The following is a 12,484-nucleotide window of genomic DNA, read 5'->3' as shown; positions in this document are numbered from 1 at the left end:
TGGCTCCCGAGCATCCGGCCGGTATGGGACAGAGGAGCGCCTGATGCCTGAGAGATCGGCGCTTTACGTCCTCGCGTTTCCCACCCTGTCTCCGGACGACGCGAGTCGCATCGAGGCGCTTCGGGCCGACCATGATCCAGCCGGACATAGCCTGCTGAAGGCGCACTTCACCTTCGTGTTCGGCTGCGCCACCGTGAGTCCGGAGGCGGCGGAAGCCGCAATGCGCGCGGTTGCAGCCCAAGTGGCGACCATCGAATTCAGCCTGTCCGCCGCACGCCTGTCCGAGCACGGTGGCTTGCAGTACGTGTTCCTGTGCCCCGGCCAGGGCTGCGCGGAAATGCTGGAACTGCACCGGAGACTGGACGCAGGGTGCGAAGAGCACAGCGAGGAGTTCACGCCCCACCTCACGGTGTGCAAGACGCCGCATCGAGCGCAGGCGCACGAGGCCCTGCACCGGGCGAGTCGCATCGGTTTGCCGATGCAGGGAACCCTGCTGGCGTTGAGCCTGGGCGCGGTCCGGGATGGCAGGTTCGAAGTCCTGGCCGAAGCTCCCCTGGCGGGCCATCGCCTGGGCTGAGTCCTCTTGCGCCACCCCGCCAAGCGGGCGCACCATGCAGCCTCCGCCAAGGAGCCCCCATGGGACTGCGTTTCCTGGAACACATCCTGATCCTCACCCACGACCCGGACGCCACGCGCGACTGGTTCGTGAATTGCCTGGGGTTCAGGGCAGGGCCGCATCCGGATTTCGGCTTTCCGGTGCACTGGCTTTACATCGGCGAGCAGGACGTCATCCACATCGGCCAGGCGCGGCACTCGCAGCACCAGGACCAGTACCTGAAGGCCGCGGGCGACAAGGAAGGCGTGGACTACAGCGCCGCCGGTGCGCCCGGCTCGGGGCGCATCGACCACGTGTGCCTCAACTGCGAGGGTATGGACGAATTCATCGAACGCCTGCGCGCCAACGGCGTGGAGTTCTCCGAACGCAAGGCGCACGGCTCCAACCTGTACCAGCTGTTCATGCGCGAGCCGGTCAACGGCATCAAGATCGAGCTGAATTTCGCCTGGCAGGAGGCGGTGCGCCTGGGCCGGGTGCCGGGCTGGACCGACCAGGGAGTTGCACGGCCGGGCTGAGCGCCGCACAATGGCCGCGCGCGCCACCGCTGCCTCCCGCAGCGGCAACAAGGAGGGGCCGCCATGGACTTTGCCAGCACCCAGCGCCTGACGCTCGCCGGCGCCAGGAAGATCGTGGCCGCGGCCACGGCCCGCGCCGAGCAGGCGGGCATCACGATCTCGGTCGCCGTCGTCGATGCAGGCGGGCATCCGCTGCTGCTCGAACGCATGGACGGCGGCCGCTTCCACACCGTGCACTCCGCGACCGTCAAGGCCGTCTGCGCCGCGTCGAACCGCCGGCCTACCGGGCCCAACGGCGCGCAAGGGCAGCCTCTCGACACCGCCCACGCGATCGGGCTCGCACTGGCTGCGGGCGCCGAGCGCTGGACCGCCATGGAAGGCGGCTGCCCCATCATCGTCGGTGGCGACTGCATCGGCGGCGTCGGCGTCGCGGGCGGCAGCTTCGAACTGGACGAGCGCATCGCCCGCGAAGCGGTCGACGTCGTCGTCGCCAACCGGTAGGCGCCATGGCTTTCGAACCCCTGCGTGTCGCCTGCATCGGCATGGGCTGGTGGTCGGACGTGCTGGCCGACGCGATGCAGCGCTCGGACCAGTTGCGCATCGTCGCCTGCTATTCGCGCTCCGCCGACAAGCGTGAAGCCTTCGCGGCGAAATACGGCTGCCGCGCCGAGGCCAGCTACGAAGCGGTCCTGGAAGACGCGTCCATCGAGGCCGTCGTCAACACCACGCCGAACAACGTCCATCTGGAGACCACCCGCGCCGCTGCAGCCGCCGGCAAGCATGTCTTCCTGGACAAGCCCATCGCCAACACCATCGCCGACGCGTGTGCGATCACGCAGGCCTGCCGCGCCGCCGGCGTGGTGCTCTCCGTGGGCTACCAGCGCCGGCGCGAGAGCCACTTCCGCTGGGTCCGCCGCGAGATCGAGGCCGGCGCCTTCGGCAAGCTGGTCAACGCCGAGGCCAACATCAGCCGCGACCGCCTCGGCAAGATCGACCTGTCTTCCTGGCGCTACCAGGCCGAAGGCATGCCCGGCGGCGTGATGCTGCAGATCGGCGTGCACTATGCGGACGTTCTCACCTACCTGCTCGGGCCGGTGAAAGCCGTCAGTGGCCAGCTCGCGCAACTGGTGCTGCCCGGCGACAACCCCGACGTCGCCAGCCTGCTGCTGGAACACGAGAGCGGCGCGCTGTCCACGCTGAACGCGAGCTACGCGTCCGCGTCCGAGTACTACCTGCTCAACGTGTACGGCAAGGACGCGACGGCGTACTACGACCTGCATGGCGGCCTGCGCGTCCTGAGGCGCGGGGTGCAGGGCGTCGAGCCGGTGCCGTGCGTGAAGAACGACCCGCTGGCGGAAGAACTCGAGGAGTTCGCCGCCGCCGTGCGCGGCGAGGCCAGGCCGGAGATGGGCGGCGATGCGGCGACGGCATCGCTGGCCGTCATCCGCGCCGGCCTCCGCTCCGCGCGCGAGCGGCGCCGGGTCGAGGTCGCGGAGATCCTCACCGAGGAGGGCTGAACATGCTGACCCGCTGGATCGTCGGCGCCTGGCTCGCAGCCTGCGCGCTGGCCAGCTTTGCCCAGGAGGCGCCTTTCCCGCAGCGCGGCCCCATCGAGCTGACGGTGCTGTTCCCCGCCGGTTCGTCGGCCGACATCACTGCGCGGCTGCTCGCCGACGGCATCGCCCGCCAGCTCTCGGCCACCGTGGTCGTCGTCAACCGGCCCGGCGCCGGCGGCGCGGTGGGCTACCGCCACGTGGCCGGCCAGAAGCCGGACGGCTACACGCTGGTCTGGAATTCCAACTCGATCTCCACCACCTACCACTCGGGCCAGCTGCCCTTCGATTACCACGCCTTCGACCCGGTGGCGCGCGTGCTGGTGGAATCGCCGGTGCTGGCCGTGCGCGGCGATGCACGCTGGAAGACGCTGGCGGATTTCCTGGCGGACGCGAAGGCGCACCCGAACCAGCTGACGGTGGGCAACTCGGGGCTCGGCAGCCACACGCACATCTCCTCGGTGGCGCTGTTCAAGATGGCGGGTGTCGGCGTGGTGGACGTGCCGTATCCGGCCGCGCAGGTGATGCCCAGCCTGCTGGGTGGCCACATCGATGCCGTGATGCAACTGCCCGCTGCGCTGGCGACCCTGGTGAAGTCGGGGCAGGTGCGCGTGCTGGCGGCACTGGTGGAACGGCGCGACCCCGCGCTGCCCGATGTGCCCACCGCGCGCGAGCAGGGCGTGGACGTCGCGCTGGACGCCTGGCGCGGCATCGCCGTGCCCAGGGGCACGCCGCCGCAGGTGGTGTTCGCGCTGCAGATGGCCATCCGCAGGACCGTGGAGAGCCCGGAGTTCGCCGCGGCGTGCGAGCGCCTGGGCGTGCATCCCGCTTACCTGAGCGCCACCGAATTCGGCGAGCTGATCGCGAAAGAGGACGTGCAGCTAGCCGGCCTGATGCAGGTGATCGGCCTGAAGAAGTAAGGGGCCATACTACGGCCCCATGAATTTACGCCGTCCCCTCGCCGCCGCGGCCAGCGCCGCCGTCTTCTTCATGACCCACGCCTCCGCCGCGCCGCCGGACCAGTTCTACTGGCTCAACGAGATGAACAAGGCCTCCGCCGTCATGGTGGTGGAGCAGGGCATCGTGCCGCCGGAGCTGGGTGACCGCATCGCGCGCGCGATCTCGCAGGTCATCGCCAACGGCGACAAGCCGGGCGCCACGCGCTCGCGCGACTACCTGGTGGTGGAGAAGGACCTCATCGCCATCGGCGGGCCGGACGTCACCCGCGTGCATTCGGGCCGCAGCCGGCAGGACCTGGCCGCCACCTCGGAGCGCCTGTTCCTGCGCACCGACGTGCTCGATTTCTTCACCGCGCTGAACGCATACCGCGGCGCGTTGCTGAAGATGGCGCAGGCGAATCCCGATGCGATCATGCCGGCCTACACCTGGGGCGTGCAGGCGCAACCCATCACCTACGGCCACTACCTCGCTGCTTACGGCCAGGCGCTGTCCCGCGACGGCGAGCGCCTGCGCCAGGAGTGGGCCCGCCTGAACAAGTCGCCGCTCGGCTCCGCGGCGCTGGGCACGTCCAGTTTCCCGGTGAATCGCGCGCGGCTGGCGGCGCTGCTCGGTTTCGACGGCGTGGTGGAGAACTCGCTGGACGCGATCCAGATCGCGCCGGTGGACATGCGCATGGAGAGTGGCGCCACGGCGAGCTCGGTGGCCTTGACTGTAGGCATGATGCTGGCCGACGTCACCGCGCAGTACGGCCAGACCAAGCCCTGGTTCATCCTCACCGAAGGCGAGCAGACGGGCGTCAGCAGCATCATGCCGCAGAAGCGCAATCCGTCTTCCATCGTCTACACCCGCAGCCTGGCGAGTGAAGTGATCGGCAGTGCGCAGACCTACGCACTGCGCGCGCACAACGTGCAGGCCGGCATGACCGACTACAAGCTCACCGAGCCCGACCCCACGCTGCGGCTGGCCACGCGCGTGCTCACGCAGGCCACCGGCGTGATGGGCGCGCTGCGCTTCGACGCCGCGCGGGCGCTCGACGAGGTCAATGCGGACTACTCGACGACCACGGAGCTCGCCGACACGCTGCAGCGCGTGGCCGACGTGCCCTTTCGCGTCGGCCACCACTTCGCGTCCAACGTCGTCACCTTCGGCCGTTCGCACAATCTGCGGCCCACGCAGATCCCGTATGCGGATGCGCAGCGCATCTACGCGGAGTCGGCGCGCGAGTTCAATACCGATCCCAAACTGCCGCTGGACGAAGCCGCGTTCCGCAAGGCGCTGACCGCCGAAAACATGGTGCAAGCCAGCCAGGGCGTGGGCGGCCCGCAGCCGGCCGAAGTGGCGCGCATGCTGGCCGCGCAGAAGCAGCAGCTGGAACAGGACGTGGCCTGGGTGCTTGCCACCAAGGGCAAGCTGGCGACGGCGTCCAGCAGTCTCGACCGGGACTTCGCGAAGCTGCGGCGCCAATAGCCCTCGCGTAAGATGCGGCGGCAGTGGCCCCTGCATCCCGTCCCCTTTCCACGCGCGCGCCGGCGTCGACCAGCGTGACCCTTGCCGACGTGGCGAAGGTCGCCGGCGTCTCCAAGATCACCGCCTCGCGCGCGCTCGCGAACCCCGACATCGTCTCGGCCGAGACGCGCAAGCGGGTGCAGGACGCCGTGGTGCAGACCGGCTACGTGCCCAACATGCTGGCCGGCGCGCTGCGCTCGCAGCGCACGCGGCTCATCGCCTGCCTCGTCCCCACCATCGGTTCGGGCTCGGTGTTCATGGACGCCGTGCAGTCGCTGACCGAGGTGCTCAAGGCGGCCGGCTACCAGGTGATCCTGGGCCAGCGCGGCTACGACGTCTCGCAGGAAGAACAGCTGGTCGAAGCGCTGCTCGCCCGCCGCCCCGACGGCCTGGTGCTCATGGGCACTGTGCGCTCGGATGCGGCGCGCCGCCGCCTGCAGTCCACCGGGATTCCGCTGGTGGAGGCCTGGGACATCTCCGGCGAACCGGTGGACACGATGGTCGGCTTCTCGCACCGCAAGGTGGGTGCGGCCACGGCGCGCTACCTTCATCAGAAGGGCCGCAAGCGGCTGGGCGTCATCACCACCGGCGAGCCACGCGGCGCGCAGCGGGGGCAGGGCTTCCTGGAAACGGCGCGCCGCCTCGGCCTGGTCGACAAAGGCACGGAGCTGCCCACGTGGCGCTTCGCCGCCCCTTCGCGCATGCGGCATGGGCGCGAAGGGCTGGCGAACCTGCTGCAGCAGCAGCCCGAGCTCGATGCCGTCTATTGCTCCACCGACCTCATCGCGCTAGGCGTGCTGACCGAAGCGCGGGCGCGCGGCATCGAAGTGCCGCAGCAGCTGGCGATCGTCGGCTTCGGTGACGCGGACTTCGCCGTCGACACCGACCCGCCGCTCACCACCGTGCGCGTGGACAGCGTGGCGCTGGGCCGGCGCGCCGCCGAGATGCTGATGGCGCGCATCGAAGGCACCGCCGAGCCAGGCCAGGTCGTCGACCTCGGCTTCCAGGTCATCGAACGCGGTACCGCGTAAACCCTCATCGGATTTCTGGATTTCGCGCTTGACGCGCGGCAAATGATACCGATATCATTTGCCTCCATGACATCGATATCATCCAAGTCCGGCTACGGCGCGCTGGACGCGCTGCGCGGCCTTTGCGTCGTCGCGCAGACCCCCTTCGACGCCGAGGGCGCGGTCGACCTGAAGAGCGTCGACACGCTGGCCGAGTTCTACTTCAAGCACGGCGCCGCCGCGCTCACCGTGCTGGGCGTCGCGGGCGAAGCGCCCAAGCTCACGCAGGATGAATCGCTGGCCGTCGCCGAGCGCTACATCCGCGCGGCGCAGGGCCGCCCCATCATCGTGGGCGTCAGCAACGCCGGCGTGGCGCAACTGGCGGAGCTCACCGCGCAGGTCATGGACCGCGGCGCGGCCGGCGTGATGATCGCGCCGCCCGGCGGCCTGAAGACCGAGGAAGAACTGTTCTCGTATTTCGCCGCCGTCTTCAAGCGCATCGGCGACGTGCCGGTGGTGCTGCAGGACTTCCCCTTTTCCACGGGCACCTGGATGTCGGTAGCCAGCATGCTCACCCTGATCGAGCGGCACCCGCAGATCCGCGTGATCAAGGAGGAAGACCTCCCGAGCATCACCAAGATCACCAGGCTGCGCGCCGGCACCGGCCGCCGCGTCGGCATCCTCACCGGCAACAACGCGATGTTCCTGCCGCTGGAAATGGGCCGCGGCATCGACGGGCCGATGGCGGGCTTCTCCCACCCGGAAATGCTCTCTGGCGTGTACGAGCTGTACACCGCCGGCAGGGTGCAGGAGGCGCACGAGCTGTTCGACACCTACCTCCCGCTCCTGAGCTACGAGAACCAGAGCCAGTGGGGCGTGGCCGTGCGCAAGGAGATCCTGCGCCGCCGCGGCGCGATCAAGAGCGCCGTCATGCGCAGCCCGGGCCCGGTGCTCACGCCCACGGACCACGCGGAAATCGATTTCCTGCTGTCACGCCTCGATCGCGCGCTCGCCGCGCGGCGCTGAGCCCAACCCACCCACAAAGGAGACCCACATGCAGTTCGGCCGGTTCATCGCGGCGGCCGCCGCCAGCCTCGTGCTCGCCGCCAGCGCCTTCGCGCAGGCCTACCCGCAGCGGCCCGTGATCGTCGTCGTGCCCTTCGTGCCCGGTGGTTCCTCAGACACCACCATGCGCACGCTGTCGGCCAGGATGGGCGAGAGCCTGGGCCAGTCGGTGGTGTTGGACAACAAGCCGGGCGCCAACGGCACGCTGGGCGCCGGCCTGGTCGTGCGTGCGCAGCCCGATGGCTACACGCTGTTGATCGGCTCCGTCGGTACCTACGCCATCTCTCCGCAGCTGCTGAAGAGCGTGACCTGGGACGCGCGCAAGGACCTCGACATGCTGGCGATGCCGGTGCGCACGCCCAACGTCGTCGTGGTCGCGCCCAGCTTCCCGGCCAACACCATCGCGGAGCTGGTCGAGTACATGAAGAAGCATCCGGGGCAGGTGTCCTTCGCAAGCGCAGGCACGGGCTCCACCGACCACCTCAGCGCCTTGCTGCTGTGGCAGAAGACCGGCACGCAGGGCGTGCACGTGCCCTACAAGGGTGGCGGCGCAGCCATCACCGACGTGATGGGCAACCACTCCAACGTGCTGATCACCAACCTCGGCGTGCTCACCCCGCACATCAAGGCGGGCAAGCTGAAGGCGCTGGCCGTGACCTCTGCGAAGCGCGTGCCGGAACTGCCCGATGTGCCCACGCTGACCGAACTGGGCCTGAAGGGCCTGGAGATCTATTCCTGGCAAGGCGTCGCCGCACCCAAGGGCTTGCCGCCCGCCGTGCGCACCAGGATCGTCGCCTCCCTCAACGACGCCATGAAGGACCCGCAAGCGCGCAAGTCCCTGGAGGACGCAGGCTTCGAGATGGTGAGCATGACGCCCGCCCAGGCCGCGACCGAACTGAACGCCGAAATCAACCGCTGGAAAACCGTCATCGAAACCGCAGGCATCAAGGCCGAGTGAGACCCTTATGAGCAAGATCAACCGAGTGGAAATCATCGACTTCGAATACGAAGTCAGGAACCTGGCAGCCGCCACCGAGCACACGCACAACCACGTCGCCTACAAGAAGGGCGCGAAGATGAACATGCGCAAGTACGCCGTGGTCATCCAGGCCGACGACGGCTCGCGCGGCGAGTACGTCACCATGTGGGGCGGCACGCGCCCGGCGCTGGCGCAGTCCATCATGCTGGCGCCCAGCCTGCTGGGCCGCGACCCGGCCATGCGCGAAGACATCTACGACGACTTCAAGCGCCTGCTGCACCACTTCGACCACATGGGCTACGGCCCGGTCGACATCGCGCTGTGGGACCTGGAAGGCAAGCGCATGAACGCCTCGATCCAGCGCATGCTGGGCGGCTACCGCAAGCGCCTGAAGACCTATGCCAGCACCTTCCACGGCGACACCAACGGCGGCCTCGACAGCCCCGAGAAGTTCGGCGAGTTCGCCGTGCAATGCCGCGAGATGGGCTTCCAGGGCTACAAGATCCACGGGTGGTTCGACGGCGACAAGAAGGCCGAGGCCGCCATCATCACCGCCTGCCGCAAGGCCGTGGGCGCCGGGATGGACCTGATGTACGACGGCGGCTGCGACCTGAAGACCTTCGCCGACGCGCTGTACGTGGGCAAGGCTTGCGACGACGCCAACTTCTTCTGGTACGAGGACCCGTATCGCGACACCGGCGTCTCGTCCTTCGCGCACAAGAAGCTGCGCGAGATGATCAAGACGCCGCTGCTGATCGGCGAGCACGTGCGCGGCCTGGAGCCCAAGGCGGACTTCATCATGGCCGGCGGCACCGACTTCGTGCGTGTCGATCCCGAGTACGACATGGGCATCACCGGCGCCATCAAGACGGCGCGCATGGCCGAAGCCTTCGGCCTGGACGTCGAGATCCACGCCGTGGGCCCCGCGCACCGCCACGTGATGGGCGCCATCCGCAACTCCAACTGGTACGAGCTGGCGCTGGTGGGCCCCGACTGCCCGAACGTCGTGCCCCCGGTCTACACCTGCGGCTACTCGGACCAGATCGACTGCATCGACAAGGACGGCACCGTGGGCGTGCCCGAAGGCCCGGGCCTGGGCGTCAGCTACGACTGGGACTTCATCAACGAGCACGCCAAGGCGCGGCACGTCTTCGAGACGAAGAAATGAGCCAGGTCTCCTGCCGCATGCTGCTGGCCCTCGCGCTCGCCCTCTGCGGCGGGAGCGCCCTGGCGCAGGACTGGCCCACCAAGCCGGTGAAGCTGGTGGTCGGCTTCCCGCCGGGCGGCACGACCGACGTGCTGGCCCGCCTGGTCGCCACGCGGCTGGGCGAGAAGCTGGGCCAGCAGTTCATCGTCGACAACCGCGGCGGCGCCAGCGGGATGATCGGCACCGACGCGGTGGCGAAGGCGCCGGCCGACGGCTACACGCTGCTGTTCTCCAGCAGCACGCTGGCCACCTACCAGGCGCTGTACCCGAAGGTGCCCTTCGACGCCGCCAGGGACTTCGAGCCGGTCGCGACGGTGGCCTTCACGCCCTACGTGATGGTGGTGCACCCCTCGCTGCCGGTGCACTCGATGCAGGAGCTCGTCGCCTACGCGAAGAAGAATCCCGGCAAGGTGAACTACGCCGCGTCCTCCCCGGGCGGTGGCCAGCATCTGGCCTGGGAGATGTTCAAGCGCAGCACGCAGACCGACCTGGTCTACGTGCCGTACAAGGGCACGGGTTCGCTGATGCCGGACCTGCTGTCCGGCACCTTGCAGGCCGGCATCGACAACGTCGCCGTGCTCACGCCCTACATCAAGAGCGGCCAGCTACGCGCGTTGGCGGTGACGAGCGAGCAGCGTTCGCCGCTGCTGCCCAGCGTGCCGACCGCGATCGAATCGGGCTTCGCCGACTACAAGGTGATCGGCTGGTTCGGCGTGTTCGCGCCGGCGAAGACGCCGCCTGCGATCACGCAGAAGCTGGCGGCCGCTGTCAACGCCGTGATGAACGAGAAGCCCATGCGCGAACGCCTGGCCGAACTCGGGGCGGAGCCGCAGGTGGGCGGCCCGGAGGCGATGCGCAAGCTGCTGGCGTCGGAGACGGCGCACTGGGGCAAGCTGATCAAGGACGCCGGCATCGTGCTGCAGTGAGCAGGAAACCGACATGAAGATTGCCGTCGACGCCGCACAGACCGCGGCCACCGAGTTGCTGCAGGCCGCCGGCCTGGAAGCGGAGATGGCGCAAGCCACCGCCCGGCGCCTTGTCGAAGGCGACCTCCTGGGCCACAACAGCCATGGGCTGCGCATGCTGCCCGTCTACCTGGAGCGCCTGGGCGACGGCCGCATCGCCCGCGAAGGGCGCATCGAGGTTCTGGCCGACCACGGCGCTTCCTTCAGCTGGAGCACCAACCGGCTGCCCGGCGCCTGGGCCATGGAACGCCTGCTCGAGGAAGCGATGCAGCGCGTGAAGTCGCATCCGGTGGTGACGGCCACGCTTGCCAACTGCTCGCACGTCGGCGCGCTGCAGGCCTACCTGGAAGCGCCGGCGCGGCGCGGCCTGCTGGCGACCTTGATGGTGACCGACCCGGGCGTGGCTTCGGTCGCGCCGCCGGGCGGCATCGACCCGGTGACGACCAGCAACCCGATCGCGGCCTGCATTCCTACCGAGGGCGAGCCGCTGCTGATCGACACCAGCACTTCGCTGGTGAGCAACGGCGCGATCGCGAACCACGCAGCCGCGGGGCGCAAGCTGCCGGGGAACTGGGTGGTGGACAACCAGGGGCAGCCCAGCGACGACCCGCAGGCGCTCAGCGCCAAGCCGCCGGGCACGATCATGCCGCTGGGCGGCGAGGACTTCGGCTACAAGGGCTTCGCCTTCGGCCTGCTGGTGGAAGCCTATGCGCTGGCGCTCGCGGGCTATGGCCGCGAGCTGCCGCGGCAGCGCGGTGCGCAGGGCGTGTTCCTGCAGCTGATCGAACCCAATGCCTTCGGGCACGGCAAGCAAGCTTTTCTCGCTTCCACGAGCGCGCTGGTGGGGCAGTGTCACGCCAGCCGCCCCGCGCCGGGCGCCAGCATCCGCCTGCCCGGCGAGCGCGCGCTCGCCCGCAAGGCAAGCCAGCTGCGCGACGGGCTGGACATCGCGGACGACGTCAGGACGCAACTCGATGCCTGGGCCCAGCGCCTCGGGTGTCCCGCATTCGCCCATCGCGCGGACCACTGAAGCCCGCGCTCCTTCAATCCGGAGACATCATGGCCCCTTCCTCGATCCGCCGCGCCTTGCTGGGCGCGGCGCTGGCCTCCACGCCCCTGTTCGCCCTGGCGCAGCAGGCGGCGAACTTCCCGAACAAGGCGATCCGCATCGTCGTGGCCGCCGCGCCGGGCGGCACGTCCGACATCCTGGCGCGCTTGCTGGGGCAGAAGCTCTCGGAAAAGTGGGGCCAGCCGGTCCTGATCGACAACCGGCCGGGCGCCGACAGCAACGTCGGCGCCGACCTCGCCGCCAAGGCCGCGCCCGATGGCTACACCTTGCTGCTGCTGGACGTGAGCACGCTGACGATGGGGCCTAGCCTTTATCCCAAGCTCTCCTACAACCCGCGCACGGACTTCGCGCCGGTGACCATGGTCATCTTCTCCCCGCATGCGGTGGCCGTGCACGCGGGCCTGCCGGTGAACAACGTCAAGGAGCTGGTCGCCTGGTCCAAGGCCAACCCCGGCAAGCTCAATTTCGGTTCCTCCAGCAACGCGACGCGGCTGGCGGCCGCGCGCCTGAACCTGGCCACCGGCATGGACATGGTGATCGTGCCTTACAAGGGCGGCGCGCAGGCGATCACGGCCACATCCGGCGGCGAGTCCAACATCATGATGAGCAGCTTGCTGTCGGTGATGCCGCACCTGAAGAACGGCCGGCTGAAAGCCCTGGCCGTCGCCAGCGAGCGCCGCATGGAAGCCGAGCCCAACATCCCCACGGTGCTGGAAAGCGGCGTGAAGGACTACGTCACCGGCAGCTGGCAAGGCCTGCTGGCCCCGGCCCACACGCCGCCCGACGTGGTGAAGAAGCTGAACGCCGCCTTCGTGGAGATCCTGCGCACGCCGGAGATCCAGAAGCAGCTGGTGGCGCAGGGCGCGGAAGTGGTGGCGGACACGCCGGAGCATTTCGGCGCCTTCCTGAAGGAAGACACCGAGAAGTGGACCAAGGTGGTCAAGGACGCCAACATCAAGGTGGACCAGTGAAGCCGGCGGACGCGCGCTAAGCCTGGCATTCCGTTGCAATAGAGGGAAAGTCCGGCTCCGCGCCTCGG

General features: G+C 69.1%; 13 protein-coding genes. All 13 read left to right on the top strand.

The annotated features are described in order from the left end of the window. Positions 1-43: 43 nt before the first annotated feature. The 13 genes from HHL11_RS20695 (at position 44) to HHL11_RS20635 (ending at position 12,416) form a co-directional block, all read left to right on the top strand. Positions 44-577, top strand: a complete 534-nt coding sequence (locus HHL11_RS20695; RefSeq protein ID WP_169420459.1) for a 2'-5' RNA ligase family protein — start codon at positions 44-46, stop codon at positions 575-577. Positions 578-636: 59 nt separating this feature from the next. After that, positions 637-1,131 carry a VOC family protein gene (locus HHL11_RS20690; RefSeq protein ID WP_169420458.1) on the top strand — a complete coding sequence of 165 codons (495 nt, stop codon included), beginning with the start codon at positions 637-639 and terminating at the stop codon, positions 1,129-1,131. Positions 1,132-1,194: 63 nt separating this feature from the next. Further along, the gene (locus HHL11_RS20685; RefSeq protein WP_169420457.1) at positions 1,195-1,632 is read left to right on the top strand and encodes a GlcG/HbpS family heme-binding protein; all 438 of its coding nucleotides are present in this window, start codon (positions 1,195-1,197) and stop codon (positions 1,630-1,632) included. 5 nt (positions 1,633-1,637) lie between these two features. After that, positions 1,638-2,648, top strand: a complete 1,011-nt coding sequence (locus HHL11_RS20680) for a Gfo/Idh/MocA family protein (protein WP_169420456.1) — start codon at positions 1,638-1,640, stop codon at positions 2,646-2,648. 2 nt (positions 2,649-2,650) lie between these two features. Beyond that, on the top strand, positions 2,651-3,604 hold the full coding sequence (locus HHL11_RS20675) for a Bug family tripartite tricarboxylate transporter substrate binding protein (protein WP_169420455.1): 954 nt from the start codon (positions 2,651-2,653) through the stop codon (positions 3,602-3,604). Positions 3,605-3,623: 19 nt separating this feature from the next. Beyond that, complete coding sequence (locus HHL11_RS20670) at positions 3,624-5,111, top strand: lyase family protein (protein WP_169420454.1); 1,488 nt, start codon at positions 3,624-3,626, stop codon at positions 5,109-5,111. A gap of 23 nt (positions 5,112-5,134) precedes the next feature. After that, a complete protein-coding gene (locus HHL11_RS20665) occupies positions 5,135-6,181 on the top strand; it encodes a substrate-binding domain-containing protein (protein ID WP_169420453.1) in 1,047 nt (348 codons plus the stop codon). A gap of 66 nt (positions 6,182-6,247) precedes the next feature. Beyond that, positions 6,248-7,186 carry a dihydrodipicolinate synthase family protein gene (locus HHL11_RS20660; RefSeq protein WP_169420452.1) on the top strand — a complete coding sequence of 313 codons (939 nt, stop codon included), beginning with the start codon at positions 6,248-6,250 and terminating at the stop codon, positions 7,184-7,186. A gap of 28 nt (positions 7,187-7,214) precedes the next feature. Next, complete coding sequence (locus HHL11_RS20655) at positions 7,215-8,183, top strand: Bug family tripartite tricarboxylate transporter substrate binding protein (RefSeq protein ID WP_169420451.1); 969 nt, start codon at positions 7,215-7,217, stop codon at positions 8,181-8,183. Between the two features lie 7 nt (positions 8,184-8,190). Further along, complete coding sequence (locus HHL11_RS20650; RefSeq protein ID WP_169420450.1) at positions 8,191-9,372, top strand: enolase C-terminal domain-like protein; 1,182 nt, start codon at positions 8,191-8,193, stop codon at positions 9,370-9,372. After that, complete coding sequence (locus HHL11_RS20645) at positions 9,369-10,337, top strand: Bug family tripartite tricarboxylate transporter substrate binding protein (protein ID WP_169420449.1); 969 nt, start codon at positions 9,369-9,371, stop codon at positions 10,335-10,337. Before HHL11_RS20650 ends, HHL11_RS20645 begins: the two co-directional genes overlap by 4 nt. A 13-nt stretch (positions 10,338-10,350) precedes the next feature. Continuing rightward, positions 10,351-11,406, top strand: a complete 1,056-nt coding sequence (locus HHL11_RS20640) for an Ldh family oxidoreductase (RefSeq protein ID WP_169420448.1) — start codon at positions 10,351-10,353, stop codon at positions 11,404-11,406. A gap of 29 nt (positions 11,407-11,435) precedes the next feature. Then, positions 11,436-12,416 carry a Bug family tripartite tricarboxylate transporter substrate binding protein gene (locus tag HHL11_RS20635; protein WP_169420447.1) on the top strand — a complete coding sequence of 327 codons (981 nt, stop codon included), beginning with the start codon at positions 11,436-11,438 and terminating at the stop codon, positions 12,414-12,416. Positions 12,417-12,484: the final 68 nt, after the last annotated feature.

Origin of the sequence: Ramlibacter agri (assembly GCF_012927085.1) — a bacterium.
Taxonomy (GTDB): Bacteria; Pseudomonadota; Gammaproteobacteria; order Burkholderiales; family Burkholderiaceae_C; genus Ramlibacter; species Ramlibacter agri.
Note: the sequence above shows the minus strand (reverse complement) of the source record. Positions and strands in the feature narration are given on the sequence as shown.